The sequence below is a fragment of the Streptomyces sp. NPDC038200 genome (genome assembly GCF_055600785.1).
This window is the reverse complement of record NZ_JBVJYH010000002.1, coordinates 519,536-542,789: the sequence shown is the minus strand read 5'-3', so window position 1 is coordinate 542,789 and position 23,254 is coordinate 519,536. Positions and strand designations below refer to the sequence as shown.

The 23,254-nt window shown below is 72.6% G+C and carries 23 protein-coding genes and 1 pseudogene; 15 read left to right on the top strand and 9 right to left on the bottom strand.

Annotated elements, in window-relative coordinates; all coding sequences use genetic code 11:
* Window positions 1–67: 67 nt before the first annotated feature.
* From ACZ7KF_RS07415 to ACZ7KF_RS07385, 7 genes are all read left to right on the top strand, one after another.
* On the top strand, window positions 68–1,099 hold the full coding sequence (locus ACZ7KF_RS07415) for an ABC transporter ATP-binding protein (RefSeq protein ID WP_471069988.1): 1,032 nt from the start codon (window positions 68–70) through the stop codon (window positions 1,097–1,099).
* A gap of 28 nt (window positions 1,100–1,127) precedes the next feature.
* Window positions 1,128–2,327 (top strand): ABC transporter substrate-binding protein, encoded by a 1,200-nt coding sequence (locus ACZ7KF_RS07410; protein WP_471069987.1) that lies wholly within the window; start codon window positions 1,128–1,130, stop codon window positions 2,325–2,327.
* A gap of 3 nt (window positions 2,328–2,330) precedes the next feature.
* On the top strand, window positions 2,331–3,224 hold the full coding sequence (locus tag ACZ7KF_RS07405) for an ABC transporter permease (protein ID WP_471069986.1): 894 nt from the start codon (window positions 2,331–2,333) through the stop codon (window positions 3,222–3,224).
* 32 nt (window positions 3,225–3,256) lie between these two features.
* Window positions 3,257–4,072 (top strand): ABC transporter permease, encoded by an 816-nt coding sequence (locus ACZ7KF_RS07400; protein ID WP_471069985.1) that lies wholly within the window; start codon window positions 3,257–3,259, stop codon window positions 4,070–4,072.
* Between the two features lie 52 nt (window positions 4,073–4,124).
* On the top strand, window positions 4,125–4,805 hold the full coding sequence (locus tag ACZ7KF_RS07395; RefSeq protein ID WP_471069984.1) for a maleylpyruvate isomerase N-terminal domain-containing protein: 681 nt from the start codon (window positions 4,125–4,127) through the stop codon (window positions 4,803–4,805).
* A gap of 101 nt (window positions 4,806–4,906) precedes the next feature.
* On the top strand, window positions 4,907–5,188 hold the full coding sequence (locus ACZ7KF_RS07390; RefSeq protein WP_471069983.1) for a hypothetical protein: 282 nt from the start codon (window positions 4,907–4,909) through the stop codon (window positions 5,186–5,188).
* Window positions 5,189–5,405: 217 nt separating this feature from the next.
* On the top strand, window positions 5,406–6,287 hold the full coding sequence (locus ACZ7KF_RS07385) for a DMT family transporter (protein ID WP_471069982.1): 882 nt from the start codon (window positions 5,406–5,408) through the stop codon (window positions 6,285–6,287).
* 290 nt (window positions 6,288–6,577) lie between these two features.
* Here the strand turns inward: ACZ7KF_RS07385 and ACZ7KF_RS07380 are convergent, their stop codons facing one another.
* Complete coding sequence (locus tag ACZ7KF_RS07380; RefSeq protein WP_471069981.1) at window positions 6,578–6,742, bottom strand: hypothetical protein; 165 nt, start codon at window positions 6,740–6,742, stop codon at window positions 6,578–6,580.
* A gap of 124 nt (window positions 6,743–6,866) precedes the next feature.
* Here ACZ7KF_RS07380 and ACZ7KF_RS07375 point away from each other — a divergent pair, with 124 nt between their 5' ends.
* Entirely contained in the window at window positions 6,867–7,823 is a 957-nt protein-coding gene (locus tag ACZ7KF_RS07375; RefSeq protein ID WP_471069980.1) for a GlxA family transcriptional regulator, read from the top strand.
* A gap of 106 nt (window positions 7,824–7,929) precedes the next feature.
* Entirely contained in the window at window positions 7,930–8,928 is a 999-nt protein-coding gene (gene gap / locus ACZ7KF_RS07370; RefSeq protein ID WP_471069979.1) for a type I glyceraldehyde-3-phosphate dehydrogenase, read from the top strand.
* 181 nt (window positions 8,929–9,109) lie between these two features.
* On the opposite strand, the gene ACZ7KF_RS07365 is transcribed toward gap, so the two are convergent.
* Together ACZ7KF_RS07365 and ACZ7KF_RS07360 are read right to left on the bottom strand one after the other, a co-directional pair.
* A complete protein-coding gene (locus ACZ7KF_RS07365; RefSeq protein WP_471069978.1) occupies window positions 9,110–10,156 on the bottom strand; it encodes a cytochrome P450 in 1,047 nt (348 codons plus the stop codon).
* A 127-nt stretch (window positions 10,157–10,283) separates the two neighbouring features.
* A complete protein-coding gene (locus tag ACZ7KF_RS07360; protein WP_471069977.1) occupies window positions 10,284–10,400 on the bottom strand; it encodes a tryptorubin family RiPP precursor in 117 nt (38 codons plus the stop codon).
* A 340-nt stretch (window positions 10,401–10,740) separates the two neighbouring features.
* Here ACZ7KF_RS07360 and ACZ7KF_RS07355 point away from each other — a divergent pair, with 340 nt between their 5' ends.
* Window positions 10,741–11,400: a LysR family substrate-binding domain-containing protein gene (locus tag ACZ7KF_RS07355; RefSeq protein WP_471069976.1), complete on the top strand. Its 660-nt coding sequence runs from the start codon at window positions 10,741–10,743 to the stop codon at window positions 11,398–11,400.
* 13 nt (window positions 11,401–11,413) lie between these two features.
* Here ACZ7KF_RS07355 and ACZ7KF_RS07350 read toward each other — a convergent pair whose 3' ends face one another.
* From ACZ7KF_RS07350 to ACZ7KF_RS07340, 3 genes are all read right to left on the bottom strand, one after another.
* Window positions 11,414–11,896 carry a carboxymuconolactone decarboxylase family protein gene (locus ACZ7KF_RS07350; RefSeq protein ID WP_471069975.1) on the bottom strand — a complete coding sequence of 161 codons (483 nt, stop codon included), beginning with the start codon at window positions 11,894–11,896 and terminating at the stop codon, window positions 11,414–11,416.
* A gap of 155 nt (window positions 11,897–12,051) precedes the next feature.
* Window positions 12,052–13,647: an alpha/beta hydrolase gene (locus ACZ7KF_RS07345; RefSeq protein ID WP_471069974.1), complete on the bottom strand. Its 1,596-nt coding sequence runs from the start codon at window positions 13,645–13,647 to the stop codon at window positions 12,052–12,054.
* Window positions 13,644–14,852 (bottom strand): serine hydrolase domain-containing protein, encoded by a 1,209-nt coding sequence (locus ACZ7KF_RS07340; protein ID WP_471069973.1) that lies wholly within the window; start codon window positions 14,850–14,852, stop codon window positions 13,644–13,646. The genes ACZ7KF_RS07345 and ACZ7KF_RS07340 overlap by 4 nt, the downstream gene beginning before the upstream one ends.
* A 414-nt stretch (window positions 14,853–15,266) precedes the next feature.
* On the opposite strand from ACZ7KF_RS07340, the gene uppS reads away from it, so the two are divergent.
* On the top strand, window positions 15,267–15,956 hold the full coding sequence (gene uppS, locus ACZ7KF_RS07335) for a polyprenyl diphosphate synthase (RefSeq protein ID WP_471070038.1): 690 nt from the start codon (window positions 15,267–15,269) through the stop codon (window positions 15,954–15,956).
* A 98-nt stretch (window positions 15,957–16,054) separates the two neighbouring features.
* The gene (locus ACZ7KF_RS07330; RefSeq protein ID WP_471070036.1) at window positions 16,055–17,464 is read left to right on the top strand and encodes an oxygenase MpaB family protein; all 1,410 of its coding nucleotides are present in this window, start codon (window positions 16,055–16,057) and stop codon (window positions 17,462–17,464) included.
* A gap of 30 nt (window positions 17,465–17,494) precedes the next feature.
* Here ACZ7KF_RS07330 and ACZ7KF_RS07325 read toward each other — a convergent pair whose 3' ends face one another.
* Window positions 17,495–18,367, bottom strand: a complete 873-nt coding sequence (locus ACZ7KF_RS07325; protein ID WP_471069972.1) for an SGNH/GDSL hydrolase family protein — start codon at window positions 18,365–18,367, stop codon at window positions 17,495–17,497.
* Between the two features lie 363 nt (window positions 18,368–18,730).
* On the opposite strand from ACZ7KF_RS07325, the gene ACZ7KF_RS07320 reads away from it, so the two are divergent.
* Window positions 18,731–18,886, top strand: a complete 156-nt coding sequence (locus ACZ7KF_RS07320) for a DUF6131 family protein (RefSeq protein WP_225823638.1) — start codon at window positions 18,731–18,733, stop codon at window positions 18,884–18,886.
* 172 nt (window positions 18,887–19,058) lie between these two features.
* Here ACZ7KF_RS07320 and ACZ7KF_RS07315 read toward each other — a convergent pair whose 3' ends face one another.
* Together ACZ7KF_RS07315 and ACZ7KF_RS07310 are read right to left on the bottom strand one after the other, a co-directional pair.
* On the bottom strand, window positions 19,059–19,898 hold the full coding sequence (locus ACZ7KF_RS07315) for a hypothetical protein (RefSeq protein WP_471069971.1): 840 nt from the start codon (window positions 19,896–19,898) through the stop codon (window positions 19,059–19,061).
* A complete protein-coding gene (locus ACZ7KF_RS07310; RefSeq protein WP_471069970.1) occupies window positions 19,898–21,832 on the bottom strand; it encodes a M4 family metallopeptidase in 1,935 nt (644 codons plus the stop codon). The genes ACZ7KF_RS07315 and ACZ7KF_RS07310 overlap by 1 nt, the downstream gene beginning before the upstream one ends.
* Window positions 21,833–22,154: 322 nt before the next feature.
* Here ACZ7KF_RS07310 and ACZ7KF_RS07305 point away from each other — a divergent pair, with 322 nt between their 5' ends.
* Together ACZ7KF_RS07305 and ACZ7KF_RS07300 are read left to right on the top strand one after the other, a co-directional pair.
* On the top strand, window positions 22,155–22,925 hold the full coding sequence (locus tag ACZ7KF_RS07305; RefSeq protein ID WP_471069969.1) for a polysaccharide deacetylase family protein: 771 nt from the start codon (window positions 22,155–22,157) through the stop codon (window positions 22,923–22,925).
* A gap of 135 nt (window positions 22,926–23,060) precedes the next feature.
* Window positions 23,061–23,225 (top strand): annotated as a pseudogene (locus ACZ7KF_RS07300) (LLM class flavin-dependent oxidoreductase); the annotation flags it as partial.
* Window positions 23,226–23,254 lie beyond the last annotated feature (29 nt).

Genomic DNA, 23,254 nt, shown 5'->3' with positions numbered 1-23,254 from the left:
TCTTGAGCTATGACCTATGACTTCATATGTTTGCGTTCAACGTACAGCGCGCCAGAAAGGTTCCCGTATGGAGGGAATTGCGATCCGGCTGCAGGGTCTGCGGAAGTCGTTCGGCGAGACCACCGCGGTGGCCGGGGTCGATCTGGAGATCCGGGACGGCGAGTTCTTCTCGATGCTCGGCCCCTCGGGTTCCGGGAAGACGACGGTCCTGCGGCTCGTCGCCGGGTTCGAGATCCCCGACCGGGGCCGGATCGAACTCGCCGGGCAGGAGGTCACCGGCCTCGCCCCGTTCGAACGGGACGTGCACACCGTCTTCCAGGACTACGCCCTCTTCCCGCACATGACGGTCGAGCAGAACGTCGCCTACGGGCTGCGGGTCCGCAAGGTACCGAAGGCCGAACGCCTGGTCCGCGCCCGCAAGGCGCTCGCCGAGGTCCGCCTCGAAGGCTACGGGCCGCGGCGGCCCGCCCAGCTCTCCGGCGGGCAGCGCCAGCGCGTCGCACTCGCCCGGGCGCTCGTCGGCCGGCCCCGCGTCCTGCTGCTGGACGAGCCGCTCGGCGCCCTCGACCTGAAACTGCGCGAGCAGATGCAGGTCGAACTCAAGGCCCTCCAGCGGGAGGTGGGCATCACCTTCGTCTTCGTCACCCACGACCAGGAGGAGGCCCTGACGATGAGCGACCGGATCGCCGTCTTCGACCAGGGCCGCATCGCCCAGGTCGGCACCCCCGCGGAGATCTACGAACGTCCCGCGACCCCGTTCGTCGCCTCCTTCGTCGGCACCTCGAACCTCCTGGACGGGGAGTCGGCCCACCGGCTCACCGGCTCGCCCGGCACCTACAACATCCGCCCGGAGAAGATCCGTGTCCTGAAGGAGTCCGCCGAGGCGAACGAGGCGGAGCACGCCACCGTCGCCGGCACCGTCGCCGAGGTCGTCTACCTGGGCGACGCCACCCGCTTCCTGGTCGACCTGGACGGCGGTGGCCGGCTCACCGCGCTCCAGCAGAACCTGGAGACCTCCTCCGCGGACGTCGCCGCCTACCGCGGCACCCGGGTCCGTCTGCGGTGGCACCGCCGGCACGCCGTCCGGCTCCCCTCCTGATCCCGTCCCCCTCCCCCTGGAGAACGCCGTGCGTCTCACCCGTACCCTGCGCGCCGCGGCCGTCTGCGCCGCCACGCTGCTGCTCGCCGCCGCCTGCGACTCCTCCGGTTCCGACGGCTCGTCGGCCACCGGGCTCAACCCGCCCGACCTCAAGGCGCCGACGCGGCTCGGCCGGACGGAAGGCCAGGTCAACCTCATCGCCTGGGCCGGCTATGTCGAGGACGGCTCCAACGACCCCGAGGCCGACTGGGTCAGCGGCTTCGAGAAGCGCACGGGCTGTCAGGTCCACTCCAAGGTCGCCGCCAGCTCGGACGAGATGGTCAAGCTGATGAAGACCGGCGAGTACGACGCGGTCTCCGCCTCCGGCGACGCCTCCCTGCGCCTGATCGCCTCCGGCGACGCGGCCCCCGTCAACACCGACCTGGTCCCCCACTACAAGGACATCTTCAGCGGACTGAAGAACGGTGCCTGGAACTCCGTCAAGGGCCGGATGTACGGCATCCCGCACGGCCGGGGCGCCAATCTGCTGATGTACGACACCGCCAAGGTGACGCCCGCGCCCACCTCCTGGTCCGCCGTCTTCGACGACGCCTCCCGGTACAGGGGACACGTCACCGCGTACGACTCGCCGATCTACATCGCCGACGCGGCCCTGTACCTCAGGGCCACCAGGCCCGAGTTGAAGATCAAGGACCCGTACGCACTGGACCAGAAGCAGTTCGACGCCGCCGTGGCGCTGCTGAAGAAGCAGAACGCGAACGTCGGCGAGTACTGGAGCGACTACCTGAAGGAGGTCTCGGCGTTCAAGAGCGGTGACTCGGTGGTCGGCACGACCTGGCAGGTGATCGCCAACCTCGCCGCCTCCGAGGGCGCGAAGGTCAAGGCGCTGGTACCGAAGGAGGGTTCGACCGGCTGGTCCGACACCTGGATGGTCTCCGCCCGGGCGAAGCACCCGAACTGCGCCTACAAATGGCTGGACTGGATCGTCTCCCCCAAGGTCAACGCCCAGGTCGCCGAGTACTTCGGCGAGGCGCCGGCCAACTCCGAGGCGTGCGCCGAGACCAGCGACAAGAACTTCTGCGCCGTCTACCACGCCGCCGACGAGAGCTACTGGAAGCGGATCGCCTTCTGGAACACGCCCATCGAGCAGTGCCTCGACGGCCGCCAGGACGTGACGTGCGTGCCGTACGCCAAGTGGGTGCAGGCCTGGACCGAGATCAAGGGCTGAGCCGTGACGACCGATGTGCCCTCCGCCGTCGGCCGGGGTGCCGTCCGGCGCCTCGCCGGCACCCTGCACCGCAGGCCCCGGCTGCGCCTGGCCCTCCTGCTCACCGCCCCGCTGCTGTGGCTCGCCGTCCTCTACCTGGGCTCGCTCGCCGTCCTGTTCGTCTCGGCCTTCTGGACGACGAACTCCTTCACCTCCCAGGTGGTGAAGGTGTGGTCGACGGACAACTTCCACGAGCTGTTCACCACGCCGGTCTTCCGCCAGGTGATCCTGCGCAGCGTCGGGGTCGCCCTCGCGGTGACCGTGCTCTGCGCGGTGATCGCCTTCCCGGTCGCCTTCTACACCGCCCGGGTGGCCCGGCCCGGACGGCGCCCACTGCTCGTGGTGGCCATCCTCACCCCGCTGTGGGCGAGTTACCTGGTCAAGGTGTACGCCTGGCGGCTCATCCTGTCCCAGGGCGGTCTCGCCGACTGGATGCTCGCGCCGTTCGGGCTGAGCGGCCCCGGCTACGGCCTGCCCGCCACGGTCCTCACCCTGACCTACCTGTGGCTGCCGTACATGATCCTGCCGATCCACACCGCCCTCGAACAGCTCCCCGCCGGTCTGCTGGACGCCTCCGCGGACCTCGGGGCCCGCGCGGGCCGCACGTTTCGTTCGGTCGTGCTGCCGATGGTGCTGCCGTCCGTCGCCGCCGGATCCGTCTTCACGTTCTCCCTCAGCCTCGGCGACTACATCACCGTCCAGATCGTCGGCGGCAAGACGCAACTGATCGGCAACCTCGTGTACTCCAACATCGAACTCAACCTGCCCATGGCCGCCGCCCTCGGCACCGTGCCCGTGGCCGTGATCGTCCTGTACCTGCTGGCGATCCGCCGTACGGGCGCCCTGAACAGCCTGTAGCCCGCCCCGCACGCCTGGAGAAGAAGAGCGTCATGCATCTCAGCCGCACCGCGCGCATCGCCCTGCGCATAGGCGCCGGGCTCGGTTTCACGGTGATCTACGTCCCGCTGCTGCTCGTCCTCGTCAACTCCCTGAACCCCGACCGCAGCGCGAGCTGGCCGCCGCCGGGACTCACCGCGCACTGGTGGTCCGTGGCCGCGCACAACTCCGGTGCCCGGCAGGCCCTGTGGGTCTCGGTGAAGGCGGGGCTGGGGGCCACCGCCGTCGCGCTGGTCCTCGGCACGCTCATCGCGTTCGCCGTGGCCCGGCACCGCTTCTTCGGCCGGGACACGGTGTCCTTCATCGTGGTGCTGCCGATCGCGCTGCCCGGCATCGTCACGGGCATCGCCCTCAACTCGGCCTTCGGTACCGTCCTGGCGCCGCTCGGCGTGGGCCTCGGACTGTTCACGGTGATCGTCGGACACGCCACGTTCTGCATCGTCGTGGTCTTCAACAACATGGTGGCCCGGCTGCGCCGTACGGCCCGGTCGTACGAGGAGGCGGCCATGGACCTGGGCGCGACCACCTTCCGCGCCTTCGCGGACGTCACCTTCCCGCTCGTGCGCTCCGCGCTGCTGGCGGGCGGGCTGCTCGCCTTCGCCCTGTCCTTCGACGAGATCGTGGTCACCACGTTCACCGCGGGCCCCGGCATCGAGACCCTCCCCGTCTGGATCTTCGGCAACATGACCCGGCCGCAGCAGGCTCCGGTGGTGAACGTCGTCGCCGCCGTGCTCGTCCTGCTGTCGGTCGTCCCGATCTACACAGCCCAGCGGCTGTCCGCGGACACGGCGACCTCCAGCCGGGTATGAGGGGCGCTGGAGTCAGTCGCCGACAGACCGTTCGCCACGGACAGGGAGACGTATGACCACGGAGAACACGACGCGCCCGGCACGGACCCTGCGCGCCGCCTACGGGACCGCCTCGACGGTCGTCGCCGCCCTGGGCGACGAGGAGTCGTGGCTGCCGACGGGGTGTACGGGCTGGGCGGTCCGTGACCTGCTCTTCCACTGTCTCCAGGACGCCCAGCGCGGCCTGGTGGCCCTGCACACGCCGGCCGGCCGGCGCGCCGACCGGGACGCGGTGACGTACTGGCGGGACTGGCGGCCGGACTCGGCGGGGGCCGCGAACGGCCGGCGCTGGGCGCGGGTGAACGGCAGCATGTTCCTGGACTTCGGCCAGTTGCGGGAGCTGTGTCTGGAGACGCTGGCGGCGGCCGTGCACGCGGCGGAGGCGGCCGACCCCGCGTGCCGGGTGGCCACCCAGGGACACGTGCTGGCGGCCGGTGACCTGATCACCACGCTCGCGGTGGAGGCGACCGTCCACCATCTCGACCTGATCGTCGGGCTCCCGCTCGCACCGGGGCCCTCGCCCGAGGGACTGGCCGCGGTGCGCGCCACCCTGGACGGGCTGCTCGGCAGGCCCGCCCCGGCGGACTGGAGCGATGCGCACTACGCGCGCGTGGGCACCGGGCGGGCCGCGCTCACCGACGCCGAGCGTGCCGCCCTGGGCCCGGCGGCGGACCGGTTCCCGCTGTTCGGCTGAGGACCCGCAGGCCCCGGCCACACGCCCGACACGGGGACACACCGGTACGACATCAGCGCGGTGCGGGGCAGTCCGGCCGCGTTGATGGAAGCCTGCGCCCCATGAACCACCCTCCCAGCGTCACCACTTATGTCGACCGGGTCACGGCCGGACCCGGCGGGGCCATGACCGACGAAGTCGGCGTCATCACGGGCGACCTCACCGTCGCGACCATCCTCCGGCCCGACGGCCACAGCGTGCGCGTCGCCGTCCAGCATGCCGGCAGCGACACCTGGTACACCCTCTCCGGCTGTCCCGCGCCGGTGCCGGCCGGCCGCCTCGCGGCCTATCACCGGGACCTGCTGGGCCGCATCCGACGGGGCGGCGGCACGCGTGCCAGCTGAGCGGGGGGCCGAACAGGCGACATCGGCACCGGCGTGGCCCCATGCCCCATGCCGCGTGCCGCGTAGGCCGTGCCCTGTGCCTCTCACTCATGAGGGGGCGGGTCCGGCCTCGCCGGGGCTCGGCGCCTGGCCGCACCCGGCGTGACGGCGCCGCCTTCCGTAGGCTGAAAGGGCCCGGCATCCCCTCCGGGAGGTCCGCCCCAGGCAGGAGACGGTCGTGATCGAACTGGCCGCGGTGTTCGCCGTCGCGGGAGCCGCGAGCAACGCCGTGGGCACCGCGTTCCAGCGCAAAGCCGCCTCGGCCAGCGACCGCGGCGGACTCCGGCTGATCGCGGAGCTGGTGCACCGGCCCTACTGGATGATCGGCATGGCCGGCGTGATCTGCGCCGCGCTGTTCCAGAGCCTGGCCCTGGTCAACGGTCCGCTCGCGCTGGTCCAGCCGCTGTTCATCCTGGAGCTGCCCTTCGCCCTGCTCGTGGCCGCCCCGCTGATGCACCGCCGGCTGCCCCACTGGGGCTGGTGGGGTGTCGGCGGGTGTGTGACGGGCCTCGCCGTCCTGCTCATCGCGGCCGCCCCGCACGGCGCGACCGACCAGGCGCCCCTGGTCCGGTGGATCCCCGCCCTGCTCCTGTGCACCGGCGCGATGGCCGCGGCGGTGCTTCTGGCGGGCAGGGGGCGCCCGCCGGCCCGGCGCGCCGCGCTGCTGGCCGCCGCCTCGGCCACGGGCAACGCGCTGACCGCGGCCCTGTTGAAGTCGGCCAGCGGCACCTTCGCCGACCACGGCTTCGCGGCCTTCCTCCGGTCCTGGCAGACGTACGGCTTCGCCCTCGCCGGCGTCGTCTCCGTGCTCCTGCTGGAGAACGCGCTCCAGGCCGGTCCCCTTGCCGCGGCACAGCCCGCGCTGACCATCGGCGACGCCGTGGTCAGCCTGACCCTCGGCGTCACCCTCTTCGACGAGCGGATCCGCACCGGGTGGTGGCTCGTGCCGGAGGTGTGCGGAGCCCTGCTGATCGTCGGGGGCGTCCTGGTCCTCAGCCGCGCCGTCCAGCGGATCATCGTGCTGCCGGTACCGGCGGAGGAGCGGCGCCTTGCGACGTGAAGGCCGCGGGGGCAGGGCCGAGGGGCCTATCGCAACACCCTGGCCCACGTGGCGTTCCGGAAGAGGTGTTTGATGGCACCACTGTCCCTGCGGGAGAAGACGTGCTGCTGGGCGCCACCCCACACGAAGGCGGCCGGATCCCCCACGGCGTCGGCGGCGACATGCGCCTGCGCATGCCCATCGTCCGCGAAGACGGTCGGTGCGGCCGGACCGCTGCCGGCCGGAATGGCCCGCTGTCCATCGATGTTGCCTGCGGGCCGGCCCATGAGAGCGCTGGACCCCTCCGTGCCCTATAGCTGATCCGCACCTGCCGCCGTCGGAAGATCGCCCGTCTGCGCGTCCGCTCCGCCGCCCGGCACCGCGCCGCCCTGATACGCAGAGGCAGTCGACGTCGAGCCCGTCATGACGAGGCCGCAGACGGCGGCCACCGCCATGGCGAAGTAGTTCGGCTTCATCGCACACCTCGATGTGGATGTCATCGAAGGTCAGGATGTCGGGGATGTCGCGCACCACCGTCCAACCGCCCCCCGGTAGGCGCGGTGGGCGTGGGGAAGTCACGTCCCACGTAGCCTCTCTCCCATGCCAGCCTCCCGCCTGCATCGCGTCGCCGTCCTTGTGCTCGAGGGTGCGAAGCCGCTCGACGTCGGCATTCCCGCGCAGGTGTTCACGACTCGCGCGAGCATGCCGTACGAGGTGCGGGTGTGCGGGGCGACACCGGGCCTCGTGACCGGCGGGGACGGCCTGTCGTACTCCGTCGCCCACGGCCTCGACGCGCTTGCCTGGGCCGACCTCGTCTTCGTCCCCGGCTACCGGTTCCCGGACCGCGACGACCCCCCGCAGGCCGTCGTCGACGCACTGATCGCCGCCCACGCTCGGGGCGCGCGGCTCGCCGCCATCTCGACGGGCGCCTTCGCGCTCGCCGCCACGGGCCTGCTCGACGGCAAGCGCGCCACGACGCACTGGCACTACACGCGGGAACTCATGGCCAGGCATCCGCTCGTCCAGGTCGACGAGAACGTGCTGTTCGTCGACGAGGGCAGCGTGCTCACCTCGGCCGGTGCCGCCTCCGGCATCGACCTGTGCCTGCACATCCTGCGCGGCGACCTCGGGGTGGCCGCGTCCAACCACGCGGCCCGCCGCCTGGTCGCGGCCCCCTACCGCAGCGGCGGCCAGGCCCAGTACGTGCCGCGCAGCGTCCCCGAGCCACTCGGCGAACGCTTCGCCGCCACCCGCGAGTGGGCGCTGCACCGGCTCGGCGAACCCCTCACCCTCGACACACTGGCGCGGCAGGCCGAGGTCTCGCCGCGCACGTTCTCCCGACGTTTCGTCGAGGAGACCGGCTACACACCGATGCAGTGGGTGATGCGCGCCCGCATCGACCTGGCCCGGGAACTGCTCGAACGGTCGGAGCGCAGCGTCGAACAGATCGCCGCCGACGTCGGCCTCGGCACCGGCGCGAACCTGCGCCTGCACTTCCAGCGCATCCTCGGCACCACACCGAGCGAGTACCGGCGCACCTTCACCCGGGGCGAGTGACCCGCCCGGCGCGGCTGGCGGGATCCTTTTGAACCATGGCGATCCCGCCACTGTCGGCGACGCGAGCCGCGGGCGAGCCTGGTGGCGAAAGGAAGGGACATCACTCATGACTCGCATCGCCATCAACGGATTCGGCCGCATCGGACGCAATGTGCTGCGCGCACTGCTCGAACGCGACAGCGCCCTCGAGATCATCGCCGTCAACGATCTGACGGAGCCCGCCACGCTCGCCCGGCTGCTCGCCTACGACAGCACGGCCGGCCGGCTCGGGCGTCCGGTGACCGTCGACGGGGACGCCCTCGTGGTCGACGGTCACCGGATCACGGTGCTGGCCGAACGCGAACCGGCGCAGCTGCCGTGGGCCGAACTCGGCGTCGACATCGTCCTGGAGGCCACCGGCCGTTTCACCTCGGCCAAGGCCGCCCGCGCCCACCTCGACGCGGGCGCGAAGAAGGTGCTCGTCAGTGCGCCGTCGGACGGCGCCGACGTCACGCTCGCGTTCGGAGTCAACACCGACGCCTACGACCCGGCCGTGCACACGATCGTCTCGAACGCCTCCTGCACCACCAACGCGCTCGCGCCGCTGGCCGCGGTCCTCGACGAACTCGCCGGCATCGAGCACGGGTTCATGACGACGGTGCACGCCTACACGCAGGAGCAGAACCTCCAGGACGGTCCGCACCGCGACCCCCGTCGCGCGCGGGCCGCCGGCGTCAACATCGTGCCGACCACGACCGGCGCCGCCAAGGCGATCGGCCTGGTGCTGCCGAACCTGGACGGCAAGCTGTCGGGCGACTCGATCCGCGTACCGGTGCCGGTGGGTTCGATCGTCGAACTGAACACGGCCGTCGCCCGTGACGTGACGCGCGACGAGGTGCTGGCGGCGTACCGCGCCGCAGCGGAAGGGCCGCTCGCCGGCGTCCTCGAGTACTCGGAGGACCCGCTCGTGTCGTCCGACATCACGGGCAATCCCGCCTCGTCGATCTTCGACTCGGCCCTGACCCGCGTCGACGGCCGTCACGTCAAGGTGGTGGCGTGGTACGACAACGAGTGGGGCTTCTCGAACCGCGTGATCGACACGCTCGAACTCCTCGCCACCCGCTGACCGGACGCCGGGGCGGTACCCCGCCGGGCGACCTCGGCGGGGCGGAGGACCTTCCGCCCGGGTCCTGTCCGGCGGGTCACGTGGCTGCCTGGGTGCGGCGGGAGTCGGGGTTGACCTCAAGTCTGGTTGAGCTTCTAGGTTCGAGGGCGTCGATGTCCATGTACCGTGCGCCGGACGGCACCTAGCGTGACCGCACCAGCCGTACCTCCTCCACGCCCAGCAGTCCGAGCAGCGGCACCTTGCCGACCCGCTGGGCGGGGTCGACCACCAGCCCGGAGCCGCGGATCCGGTCCAGCAGCAGCTCGGCCAGCGGCATGACCATGTGCCGGCCCCAGCAGCGTTCCGACACATGGCCGAAGGGCAGATAGCCCGGGGTGGCGTCGGGGTCGAGGCCGTCCCAGCGCTCGGGGCGGAAGGTCTCGGGGTCGTCCCAGAGGGCGGGGTCCCGGTGGGACAGCAGCGGCAGCAGCAGCACGTCGTCCCGCTCGCCGATCCGGCCGTCGACGGCCGGATACTCGGGGGACGCGTTGCGCAGGATGTTCCACGACGGCGGCAACAGCCGCAGCGACTCCAGGACGATGTTCCGGTGGGACACGCCGTCGTCGAACGGGGAGCCGAGCCACAGGGCGTTGGCCACCAGGGTGGAGACGGTGAAGCACACCGGTGCCGCGGCCCTGCGGTACACGCCCATGGCGTACCGCCGTTCCTGGTACCCCCGCGTCCGCGCGGCGCGGTCCGCGAGACCGGTCAGCCGGGAGTCGGGCCGGGGCCAGCCGGGCAGGGCGGCGCCGACCGCGATCACCGACCAGGTGAGTTTCGGGGTGAGTTCGAGGTTGCGGCTCATCAGCATGCGCAGCCGGTACGGGTCCCGGCCGAGGATGAGGTCACGCAGGAAGAGGTGACCGGTCAGCGGCCAGGGGCCGGCGAGGTCCACGTCGTCGGGCAGGGGGCGGGTCAGTGCGTCGCGCACGTCGTTGCCGATGGTGCGGGTGACCGTGGAGGCCTCGGCACGGGTGATGGAACGGCCGTGCAGCGGCTTGAAGGTGGGGCGCTCCGTCTCGGTCGCCCGGCGCGCGGCCAGGATGCGGTCGGCGACCTCGTGTCCCGCGACCCCGATGGTGTCCGGTTCGAGCCGGAAGACGTCCTGGCCCAGGTGGTCGCCGATGAGCGCGGCGAGCCGCGGGGCGAACACGGTGGTGCGCGCACGCGCGAGGGATGACGGCGGCATGGCTCCTCCGATACGGGGACAGGGCACGGGGAAGGCCGCGGCACGGCGGGACACCGCTGGCCGGCCGGACCGCATCGCGGCTCGGCCGGACAACGATGTCACCACGTCCGCGCACGGCGGAGCGGGATCAGTACCACAGGTACCAGGCGTTGGCCTTGAGGCTCTTGGCGGCGGCGACCCGGTTGCGGATGGCGAAAAGAAGCTTCATCACTGCACCTCCCCTCGGGGGACGGACGGGTGACACGGGACGACTCCGGAGGGGGCCGGTGAAGATCACGTGTCGGCGACGCTCGGAACCTTCCCTCGATCGTTCATCGCTTAATCACCAGAACACTCAACGGCCCTGTCGACCAGTCGGTTTCGGACTTTCGCCGATCATCGGCGCTCCGGTTTGACGCGCCCTCCTGGCACTGGGGCGCCTTACGGCCGCCGGGACGTCACGCACTGGTGGCAAGCCGTGCCGACCGCCCGGATGCCGGACGGCCGGTCACCGAGAGCGGACACCCGTCGTGCCACCGGATCCCGGCCCGGCGACCGGAGATTGGCCGGAAGCGCACACCCGCCCAGCCGGAGACCGGTGGGCGGTGTCGATCGGCTTCGCGGCCTCGCTCGCCCTCACCGTCCTGCCGGGCCTGCTGCGCGAGTTCCGGCAGGGGTTTCCGGACGTGCGACGGGACATCATCACCGAGATGACCACGGCGCCGCAGCTCGCCGCCCTGCGCGAGCGGACGATCGACATCGGTCTGCTGCGCGAGCCTCCGGACCGGGACCCGGAGCCGGCGTTCCGGACCGTACTGAGCGAGCCGTTCGTGGCCGTACTGCCCACCGCGCACGCACTGGCCGCCCGGCGCACCGTGCGGCCGGCCCAGCCGGCCGGCGAGCCGTTCGTCCTGCTGCCGCGCGCGGCGGGGCCGCGGCTGTACGACCGGATCACCGGCCTGCGCGAGGCCGCGGGCCACACCCCGCGCGTCGCCCAGCACGCGGTGGAGTGGCAGACGGTGTGCGCCCTCGTGGAGGCGGGCCCGGGGGTGTCGGTGGCGCCGGCGAGCATCCGCCGGATCCGTCTCCAAGGCGTCGCCTTCCGCCGGATCGCACCCGGAACCCTGCGCACCGGGGTCGCCGTCACCTGGCGCCGGGACGACGACGATCCCCTGGTCGACCGGCTGTTGGCGACGGTCGGCCGGGCGTCCCCACCGGGCCCCTCACCCGCCGCCGGACGGACGTCCCGACCGGGTCACTCCTGACGTACGGTCCTCGTCACTGTTCGGCGTGCACCGGGTGCCTGCTCATGATCGAGACCCGGTTGAAGGCGTTGATGGTGACGGTCACCCAGATCACCGCGGCGATCTGGTCGTCGGTGAGGACCTCCCGCGCCGCCGCGTAGGCGATGTCCTGGGCGGCGGAGTCGGCCGCGGCGGTGGTCGCCTCGGCCAGGGCGAGGGCGGCCCGTTCGGCGGGGGTGAACAGCTCGGTCTCACGCCAGGCGGCGAGCACGCCGAGGCGCTGCGCGGTGTCGCCCGCCCGCAGCGCGGCCCGGGTGTGCACATGGAGGCAGTAGGCGCAGCCGTTGAGCTGGGACACGCGGAGGTTGACCAGTTCCACCAGGACGCGGTCCAGGCCGGCCTCGGCGGCGACCCCGCGGACCGCCTCGGACGTCTGCACCAGCGCGTGGTACGCCTTCGGACTCTGCTTGTCGATGAAGATCCGCCGGTCGACACCGGCCGGAACGGGACTGGTCAACCTGGACTCCCCACGCGGCAACTTTGTTGAACTTGAAACTATCATGCGTGGCTGCCGGGCGACAGGTCGTCCGCCGGGACCCTTGATCACAGCGCCGCGCGCCGCCCCGGCATTCCCCGTACCTCCGGGGCGGCGTCCGGCGTGCCGCGGGTTCGTCATGCGGCGGGCCGGGGACAGCCGACGTCCTCGGCCGGCAGGCGGCCGGTCGCGAGGTAGGCGTTGACCGTGCCGTCCACGCAGGAGCTGCCGAACGCGCCGTAGACGCCGTGCTGGTCCGCTCCGCGCAGGGTCACCAGACGGGAGCCGGGCCAGTCGCGGTGCACCTTCAGGGCGTTGCGGTAGGTGGTGCGCGGGTCGCCGGTGGCGTTCACGAGCAGGGCCGGGAGATCGTCGCGGATCGTGGTCGGGCGCTCGCGCGGCGGGTCCCAGAACGCGCACGGGGTGATGTTGTCGGCGACGGGCGCGAACAGCTGGTCCCGGTCCCCGGCGCGCCGCAGGTCGCGCCAGTACGTCTCCGGGTCCCGGGGCGCGGGCACGTCCCCGCACAGGATGGCCGTCTGCGCACTGCCGTAGCCGGATTCGTGCCCGGTCAGCATGAACTCCAGTACCGAGGCCAGCCACGGGGACGGGGTGACCGTCCGGCTGTCGGCGGCGCGCCGCAGGTCCCGCACGCCCCGGGCGAAGTCGCCGTAGGCGGTGGGGTTGTCCTGCGAGAGGCCGTTGAAGACCACGACGGGCACGGTGTGCTCGTCGACCTGGTAAGTGCCGACGCGCAGGGGTGAGCGGGCGGCGGCCGACCGGACCGCGTCCACGGTGGCCAGCACGGCGCTGCCGGTGCGCCCCAGTCCGTACGTCGCGTGGTGCGCGGCGGTCCAGTCGGCCCAGTCCCGCAGGGCGTGCCGGTTGGCCCGCTCGCTCCCCCGCAGCAGCCGCGAGCCGTAGACGGCGGGGTTCGCGACGCCGTCCAGGACGACCCGGTCGACGCGGCCGGGGAACATGGTCGTGTACACCTGGCCCAGGTAACTGCCGTAGGAGTAGCCCAGGTAGGAGATCCTGCGCTCACCCAGCGCGGCGCGGATCACGTCCATGTCGCGGGCGGTGTTCCGGGTGGTGGCGTACGGCAGCAGGTCACCGGCGTGGGTACGGCAGCGGCGGGCGAGGTCCGCGGCGAAGTCGACCGAGCGGTCGAAGCCGGCGCGTCCGGTGCCGGCTCCGCGGATCATGCTGCCGGTGGGCCAGCCGCAGTCCAGCCCGGTGCTCCGGCCGACGAAGCGGGGGTCGACGCCCACGACGTCGTAGCGGGCGGCGACGTCCTTCATGGCGCTGCGCACCCAGGGCGGGTCGCCGAGCGTCTGGCCGCCGGGGCCGCCGCTGTTGAGGAGCAGCGCGCCGACGCGGTGGGCGGTGTCGGTACCCCGGATCCGGGAGATCGCGACCTTGATCGTACGGCCCTCGGGGCGGGTGTAGTCCAGCGGGACGGTGACGTCGGCGCACCGGGCACCGGCCTGTTCGAGGTCCTTGCCGATGGCGTCGTCGGGGCCGAGCAGACAGCTCTTCCAGTGCGGGTGCTGGTGGTGGAAACGGGCGAGAGGATCGGGGGCCTGGCCGGCGGCGGGTGTGGCGGGCGCGGCGCCCAGGGTCAGGGCGCCCGCCAGGGACACGGCGACGGCCGCCGCGGCCCGCGCGGTGAAGCGGCGCGAACGGCCGGGACGCGGACGGCGCCCGCCGCCCGGGGAGGTGGAGCCGGTCATGCGGAGGTCCTTTCGGCAGAGCTGCCCTCGCAGAGGGCCTTGTCGACGACGTCGAGGAAGTCCTGTTCGGCGGGGAGCGTGGCGGGCACCTCGGTCAGGGCGAGGGCGGCGGCTCGGCCGTCGGGGCCGACGGCGACGAGTGCCCGGTGGCCGCCGGGCACGGTCCCGGCGTGTCCCCACCAGGTGCCGCCGCACGACAGCGGGGAGGAGATCAGGCCGAGCCCGTAGCGGGCGCCGGGCCAGAGCCGGTCCGGGTCGGCGGCCACCGTCCGCCGCATCTCGGCGAGTTGCGGCGCGGGCAGCAGCCGCCCGGTGAACAGCGCCCTGGCGAACCGGGTCAGGTCCGCCGGAGTGGACACCAGGGCTCCGCCGACGCCGCCGAAGGTCGTGTTCCAGTCGGTACCGTCCACCCGGCGGCCGTCCTCCGCGGTGAAGTAGCTGTGCGAGTGCGGGCCCCGGATGCGGGTGTCGTCGCCGGGCCAGTAGGTGTCGTGCAGGTCCATCGGCGCGATGACACGGCGGGTGATCTCCGTCTCCGGGCTGTGGCCGGTGACCGCGCGGACGAGCAGACCGGCGACGAGGTAGTTCGTGGTGGCGTAGTGCCAGGTGTGCTCCGGGCGCGGCAACCGCAGGGCGCGGGCGACGAGACGGCGGGGCTCGAAGTGGCGGTCGCGCACCCGCTCGGGGTGTTCCCACTCGGGCGCGTCGAGGTAGTCGGGCAGCCCGCTGGTGTGCTGGAGGATCTGCCGCACGGTGATCCGGCGGCCGTCGTGTCCGCCTTCGCGGATCAGACCCGGCAGGTAGCGCTCGACGGGCGCGTCCAGCGACAGCCGTCGTTCGGCGGCGAGTTGCAGGACGACGGTCGCGGTGAACGTCTTGGTGACGCTGCCGACGCGCAGCCGGTCGGTGGTGTTCATGGGGCGGCCGGTGCCGAGGTCGGCCACGCCGTCGGTCACCGTCCAGCGCGTGCAGGGGGCGTCCGGGTCGACGTCGGTGACCAGGACCGCGGCGCCCGCGATCCGGTCGTGCGCCACCAGGCGGTGCACCGCCCGGACCGGCGCGGGGTGCGGCCCGCAGGCGCGGGGCACGTCCGGTCGCGGCTGCACCGCGGCGGCCGGGGCGGCGGCCGTCAGCAGGCAGGTCAGAGCCACGGCGAGGAGCCCGGTGCGGCGGCGGCGCGAGATGGTGGACAAGGAGATCGCCATGGGGCCTCACGCTAGGCAGCGCCCGGGCCGCACTCACTCCGGCAGGCAGGCGGTTCCGTGCGGGGGACAGCCCCAGCGCATGGACGGAGGCGAACCCCCCGGAGCCGTCCGCCCGGCCCGGTCCCGGTCGGCGATCCGGCCTGCGCTCAGGGCGTCGGACAGCAGTGCCAAGGGTGAAGCGCGCGCATTGCGCCGCCCGCGGATCCGGGGGGCTGACACGCTGCTGATCGTGATCGAGCCCGCCGCCTGACGGACGGCGGGCCGGGACGTGACGAAGAGTCCGCTCGTTGCGGCTGGGGGCAGGCGTTGTCGGTCGAGGAAGACATCGGCGGTTCCGCCTCGTCGCCCGGTCCGGACCGGGGGCGTTCGCGGGGCGAGGGGCGCCGGAGCGTGCCGCGGCACGTGGCCTGTGTGATGGACGGCAACGGCCGCTGGGCGGCACGGCGGTCGTTGCCCCGTACGTCGGGTCACCGCGCGGCGGAGGCGACGGTGATCGACGTCATCGAAGCGGCACGGACGGCCGGTGTGCGGTGGCTGAGCCTGTACGCGTTCTCCACCGAGAACTGGCAGCGCCCGAGCGCCGAGGTCGACTTCCTGATGCGGCTGGTCCGCCGCGTGGTGCGCAAACACGCCCCGCTGCTGCACGCGCGCGGGATCCGCTGCCGGTTCCTCGGAGTGACGGATCCCCGGATCCCCCCGGCGCTGGCCCGGGACTTCGCCGATCTGACGACGCTGACGGAGGAGAACCGGGGCATGACGCTGACCGTGGCGTTCGATCACGGCGGGCGCGGTGACATCGTGGCGGCGGCGCGCTCGCTGATCCGCAGCGGAGTACCGGCCGAGGCGGTCGACGAGCGGAGCTTCGCCGCCCATCTCCCTTTCCCCGACACGCCCGATGTGGACCTCGTCATCCGGACCTCCGGGGAACAGCGCATCTCCAACTTCATGCTCTGGCAGGTCGCCTACGCGGAGTGGATCTTCCCCCCGGTGCTCTGGCCCGATTTCCGCGCACCGCACTTCCTGGAGTGCCTGCACGCCTATCAGCAGCGCGACCGCCGCTTCGGCGGCGTGACGCCGAACTCGAACGGAGCGGAACGACCGTGACCGACACAGGCAGCAACGAGCCCGGCCACACCGGCGACGGCGCCGAGCACCACGACCGGGCGCCGGGGCCGACCGCGTACGACGAGGACACCGCTTCCCTGTTCGGACCGGACAGTGGGTTCAACGCCTTCTTCAACGATCCGCGCTGGGCGCTGGCCATCATCCGGGCGACCGTGCTGGAGGCCGCACATCCGCAGGTGGGTGCGGCCCTGATCGACAACTCGACGTTCGTGGCCCACCCGTGGCGACGGCTGCGCAACACGCTCGTGAGCCTTCAGCGTATGTTCGGCGCCGACGACGAGGTGCGGCGCCGGGAGGCGGCGCGGCTCAACCGGCTGCACGCGCGGCTGACCGGCACCGACGCCCGCGACCGGCCCTACGACGCGATGGATCCCGAGGTCCGGGCCTGGGTGGTCGCGACCGTTTTCGAGAGCAGCGTCACGATGTGCCGCCTCGGCGGGCAGCCGCTGGAGCAGAGCACCATCGAGCGGCTGTACGCGGAATTCCGGGCCTATCTCGCCGCCTTGGACGGCGACGCCGGTCATCTCCCGACCACGGTCCAGGAGTTCTGGCAGTACTACGACCGCGTGGTCGAGGAGAAGCTGGAGAACACGGAGGCGATGCGCATCATCCTCTACAGGCTGTTCGACCATCTGCCCGCGCCGCCGCTGCTGCACGGTCTGCCGACCATGTGGGCGGCCGGCCGCGCGATCGCCGGCCCCCTCATCGGGGTGGTCACCGTGGCGTCCCTTCCGGAGCCCTTCCGCCGGCGGGCGGGGCTGCCCGAGACGCCCGGCGCCCAGACCCTGATGCAGAGCGCCTATCTGGCCGCCGGCCTCGCGCGGTTCCTCCCGGACGGCTGGATCCGGACGGAGGCCCTCACCAAGCTGCTCACCCTCTCCCCCGACAGCGACGATCCCCGGGCCCGGACGGTCAGCGCGCTGCGGGACCGGATGAAACGGGCCGGTGCCCTGGTCCGGCTGCTCACCCCTCTTCCGCCGGAGCCGGAGACCGGCGGGGCGACCGAGTCGCGGCGTAGCGCCGAGGAGTTCTTCTCGGCGGTCCTGGACCAGACCGGGGACGGCTACGTGGACTGGCCCGACCTCGCCGCCATGGCCCGGGAGATCGCCGGCCGTCTCGACCTGGACGAGCCGGCGGAGACCCGGCTCTACGACGCCTTCGCCGACTGGTGGCGGGAGCTCCAGACCGCTCTCGACTCCGACGGCGACGGCCGTGTCAGCGCCCCGGAGTACGCCGCGGGCGTGCCGTCGCTCGCCGGTCCCGCCCTGATCCGGGTCGCGGAGGTCCTCTTCGACGTCACCGATGCGGACGGCGACCAGCGCGTGGACGCGGACGAGTACCGGGCACTGTTCCGCCGGGGCTTCCGGCGGAACGTGCCCGGCGCCGACGGCACGTACACGCGCGGCGTGTTCGTGCGGGAGTTCCTGTCCTTCATGTCGGGGCGGGAGCGCTCGACTCCGTACGACCCGCTGTTCGCCGACGCGTGAGCCCGCCTCCGAGGGAGCGGCGCGGCCCGGTCAGCCCAGGCCTAGGACGCTCATGGTGCGTTCGGCCATGCGCCGCTCGCCGAGGGCGTTGGGATGGACCGGGACGATGTTCAGCCCGAACAGGAGCGGCTCGATCCACCGGGTGCCCACGGCCTGGCAGGCGTCGTGCCCGGCGGAGGCCTGGGCGAAGTCCACGTAGGTGGCCCCCGTCTCCTCGGCGGCGCGTTGGACGACGGAGTTGAGGTGGGCCTGCAGGGCGTGCAGATACGGCACGTCGCCCTCGGCGATCGGCAGCCGGGCGAAGCAGGAGGGGTCGGCCGTGGCGGGTGTGATCCACGGGTATCCGAGCACCGCCACCCGGGCGTGGGGGGCCTTGGCGCGGACGCTGCGGAGCGCGGACCGCAGCGCCGGATAGGTGTGGGTGTCGATCGCGTCGTCGAAGGACGAGCCGTACTTGTCCTGGCACGGGCTGCCCTCGCCGCCGCCGAGGACCCCCTCGGTGCCGCACGCGATCACGGCGTTGATGAAGGTGCCGTTGTCGTTGCCGCCGATCGTCAGGGTCACCAGGTCGGTGTTCGCGGTGACCGCGTCGGCCTGCGGGGCGACGCCGGGGTACTGGGCCTCGGTGAAGTCCTTGGTCTGGGCGGCACCGCAGGTGACGTCGGTCAGTCGCGCGGCGGTGCGGGCGGCGATGACGTGGGGGTAGTCGGCCGTGGAACGCAGACAGAGCGGGCTGGTCAGGTCGACGGGGAGGACCCCCGAAGCGGCGCTGTAACTGTCCCCCAGGGCGGCGTAGTCCAGGGGCGCCGTGGCCTGGGCGGGGACTGCGGTGAGACCGAGGGCCAGCGCGCCGACGGCCGCGGACGTCGCGGTGAGGACACGGCGCAGGGCAGGCAGGGGCATGGGCGATCCCTTCTCGGGACGGGACGCGCGGCGACCGGGCATGGCGGTGCCGCGGGCGTGGTGGGTCGAGGGCGTGACGGGTCGAGCGCGTGGGCGTGCCGGCTCGTGAGCACGGGTGGGCCGGCTGGCGAATGCGGGGCGGCTCGGTCGTGGGGCGGCTCGATCGAGCGACAGGACGTGCGGGGCGGGCACGGGAGACCGGCCGCGGGGTTACCGCGAGGTTCTACCGATAGGTAATGTGAGGCCGCCGCAACGACGAGTCAACATTGCCGACAAAACTTTTGAAACCCGGATCGTCTGATATTCCGGGCGTATCGGGGGCACTCGGAGAGCAGAAGCACCACTACCGGCTGGAGGCACGTCATGATCGCCCTCGGCGTCATCCTGCTCATCATCGGCTTCGTCACGGGAATATCGATCCTGTGGACCATCGGCGTGATCCTGCTGGTGGTGGGGGCCATCCTGTGGATCATGGGGTCGATGGGGCACGCGGTCGCCGGCCGTCGCCACTATTGGTGACCGAGGCCCGCAGCCGCCGCTCGTGAGCAGCGACACACCATCCCTCCCGGCGCATCCGCTTCCCGAAGCGGGCCGGGAGGGCCGTTGATGAGGCGGCCTCCCGCGCGGCGGTGCCCGGGGACACGGATGCGGCCCGTCGGACGGACGTCCGGCGGGCCGCTGGTGGACGGGGTCAGGCGCACTTTCCGGCGGGGCGGGCCCGGGTCACCACGGCGCTGACGCCGGTGGTCGCGTCCAGCCAGATGACTCGGGTCCCGCCGGCCGCGGCGGCGGAGAGCTGCTCACCCCGGTTGCAGGAGACCCGGCCGCGGTGTGTGCCGCCCTGGTGGTCCGGGGTGAACTGCCAGAGCTTGGCCAGCGCCGCGTTGCCGATGGCGTCCGAGGGCATCCGGGCGACCGTCGTCACCGCCGCGTCGGAGACCGTCAGGTCGGCGATGTCGAGGGCGTCGGGACCGGTCTCCGGACTGAGGTCGGTGACGTCCGAGCCGTCGAGTCCGGCGCGGCGCAGGGTGGTGGTGCCGTTCTGGCCGACGGTGTCGAGCAGCCAGTAGACGTGGTCGCCGGTGACGGCCGTCGGTCCGAGGCTCGTCCCGGGTGCGGCGCGCTGGATCACCGTCTGGTCCCCGGTTGCCACGTCGATCAGCCGGGTGGTCTCCTCGTACACCGCGCTGACGCGCTGCCGGTCCTGGTAGACGATCTTGCCGTTGCGCACGGACGGGAAGGTCGACCGGTGGTAGGTGCCGCCTCCAATGGTGACCACGTTCGACGGGTCCCGCAGACTCAGGTAGGCCACGCCGGCCCGGCCGCCGTAGGTGTAGTACGCGAAGGTCACGACGTCGCCGTCGACGCCGAGCGCCGTACCGACGCTCCGGCCGTGCCACAGCGTGCGTATCGGCCCACCCGCGAGGGGCCGCGCCAGGATGTCGACTCCGGTGGGCCCGTGGGCCTGCCAGACCACTGTTCTGCCGTCGGTGGCCGGATTCACGTGGTAGCGGCCGTCGTTGGGGCTCATCAGTCTGAGCTGCCCCTTGCCGTCGGTCCGCCCGGCCCACACCGAGTACGGCTCGGCCCCGGACTCGTCGGAGTTCGAGGCGACCCACCGCCGCCGCCGGCGCCGAGACGGGTGTCGTGGGTGTTGACGCGGGAGAGCAGTACATCGGAGTCGATGCCGAGGGCCTTCTCCCAGTGCGGGACGATGCCGTGCGCGGTGAAGGCCCGCTGGACCGCCGCGAGGTTCTTCCCGCCCGCGTTGAGCTGCTTGGCGGCGGCGACGACCGCGGCACGGCCCTGGGTGAAGCCGTCGAGCGGGGTGAGGTACTCGGTCAGCGCCTTGTGGACGACGGCGTCGGCGAGGCCGGGGCCGAGGTCCTGCCGGATGTCCCAGAGCGCGCCCGCGAAGATGGTGGAGTTCAGGTGCACACCGCCGTTGTCGGTGCCGAATCCGACACCGAGGTACGAGCCGGCGGTGGTGCGCCCGTCGTTCAGGTCACGGAACGCGCAGGCGTGCGGGTCCTTGGTCCGGCACAGCGTCTCGCCCAGGAGGCCGGAGTCCGGGTCGTCCATGGGGAGGTGACGGGCGTCCGCTTCGATGGCGTTGCCGAAGTAGTCGGCGAGGGCCTCGTTCATGGCGCCGGACTGGCCCGCGTAGACCAGGTCGGCGGAGTGCTCTATCACCGCGTGGGTCATCTCGTGGCCGACCACGTCCAGCGCGGCCGACAGGGGGCGGTACTCGGCGTCACCGGAACCGTAGACCATCTTCCGGCCGTCCCAGAAGGCGTTGACGTACGGCTGCCCGTAGTCGGTCGCGCCGACCAGTGAGTTGACGGTCATGCCGTGTCCGTCCAGGCTGTCCCGGCCGAACCTGGTCCGGTAGAAGTCGTAGACCTGTCCGGCGGCCCAGTGGGCGTCGACCGCGCCGGACTCGGTGGCCTCGGCGCCGAACGCGGGTGTGGGGGAGGCGAATTCCCTGATGTCGTCGGGCCAGGTGCCGGACAGCTCGCTCGCCCATCGGCCGCGCGCGTCCCAGGTGGCCAGGACGTTGTCGGGGTTGCTCTGGATGCGGGTGCGGTCGCGCAGCACGTAGGCGTCACGGGTGTCGTCGTGGGTGATGCCCAGCGCCACGGGGGTGCCGTCCAGCCGGACGCCGGTGCCGGGGACTCCGGGTGCGGGGTCGTCGGCCCCGACGCGTGCCGCGCTCCCCCGGGCGGCGGTGGCGCCGGGCGTGCCGAAGGTGCGGACCCCGCTGTACTGGAGGACCGGGTAGCCGGCCCGGGCGTCGATGTACACCTCGCGCAGCACCGGTTCGCCGTGCCCCGGGCCGGTGCCGCGGACGGTGATGTGGCGGGTGAGGACACCGGTTCCGCCGGGTACGACGACCAGCCCGTGGGAGGTGCCGGTGAGCGGCGTGTCCTCGTTCTCGCCGTCCGAACCGGCGGTGAACGCGCGGGCGTCGAGGTCCCGCCGGACGGCGTCGACCGCGCGCTCCACGGCCCGCGCGTCGTCGACCTCGGCGGTCGTGCCGGTGCGCAGCCCGGTGAAGTACCTGCCGGAGGTGCCGGTGACGATCCGGCGGCCGTCCTTCCGCTCCATGCGGACGAGGTACTGGCCGCCCAGGACCGGCACGCCGTGGTGCGTCTGCCGGAGCCGTACGGTCTGCCGGTCGCCGGAGGTGAGCGTGCCGACGGGCTTCAGGTCCCGTCCGGGGGCGGCGATCCGGTAGCGGTCCTCGCGCCGGGCGAGGTACGCGCGTGCGGCGTCCGCGGCGGTGCGGGCCGCCGGTGCCTGTTCCCGGATGCCGTCCACCAGGGCGGGGGTCGCCGTGTCCTGCCCCGCCCCGGTCGTCTCGGGTGCCGCCGCGGTCGTCGCGGGTGCCGCCGGTGCGGCGTCGGCGGGTGCCGCGGAGACGACGAGTGCGGCGGCGCCCAGGAGCGCCGCCGCACTGGGCAAGGCGTTTCGCCGAGTTCTCGGTGCTGCCGCCGGAGACTCGGCGCGCTTTCTCGCATGACGCACTGTCTTCCCAACCCCCCACATGGACAAGGCTGTTCCGGCGGCGGGCCGCCGCCGGGCAGGCCCATTGGAAGCGGCGCTACGGCGGTGCATCAACAGGTCGGACGGGACGACCGGCGATTTCCGGACCTCGGGGCGGTGCCGACTGTCGCGAAGCCGACCCGGAATTGTCCGTGATCTGTAACAGCGGGATCCCGTGATCTCTCCCGGCCGTCCTGCCAGGTGCACGGAAGTCGTCGACATACCAGGGGGCGGGACGGACATGGCACGGCATGGCGGGCGAGGATGGTACGGCCGGGTCGTCGCGGCGGCGGTCGGGGTCACGGCGGTGGCCGCCGCCACCTCGGTCTGGACAGCGCAGGCCGGTCAGACCGGCGGCGGGTCCGCCGCACCGGGTGCCTCCCGGCCCGCGGCGCCGAAGGCGGCGCCCGTGTCGGCGACCATCGTGCACGCCTCCGACCGGGGCGAGCACGCGGTCAACATCACCATCGACGACGGCCCGGACCCGGTCTGGACCCCGCAGGTGCTCCAACTGCTGCGGGACAACGGCGTGAAGGCGACGTTCTGCATGGTCGGCCCCCAGGCGCAGGCACACCCGGATCTGGTCAAGCAGGTGGTGGCCGCCGGGCATCGGCTGTGCGACCACACGGTGTCGCACGACACCGCCATGGACCACAAGTCCCAGGCCTACCAGTCGCAGCAGATCGTCGACGCGGAGCGGCAGATCACCAAGGCGTCCGGGGGTGTACGGCCGATGTACTACCGCGCCCCGGGTGGCGCCTTCACCCCGTACAGCCGGAAGCTGGCGGCCTCGCACGGGATGCGGCCGCTGGGCTGGAACGTCGACTCCAAGGACTTCGAGCGGCCGGGCAGCGACGCGATCATCGCGACCGTCAAGGGCCAGCTGTCCAACGGCCCCACGATCCTCTTCCACGACGCGGGCGGCGACCGCTCCCAGACGGTGACGGCGCTGCGCACCCTGCTGCCCTGGCTGAAGCAGCAGGGATACGCCTTCGGTTTCCCTGTGCGCTGACCCGCCGTCTCCTCGTGCGCCCAGGGGCCCGCCACTCGATCGGAGTCGGCGGGCCCTTCGGCGTACCGGCGCCACACCGACGGGCACGTGTCTCCCTGCTCGCCCTGGCCTTCGCGGCGGCCGTGACGGACGACGATGCGGACCCTGTGGCGGGAGGACGTGGCCTCGTTCGAGGGAGAGTTCACGCGTTTCCATGATGTGCGCGTCAGCCCCCGGCCGGTACGCGACCGGCGGATCCCCGTCGTCATGGGCGGCAACGGCGAGGCGGCGCCGCGCCGAGCCGCGACGCTCGCCGACGGCTGGTACGGCTTCGACCGTCGCCGGTATCG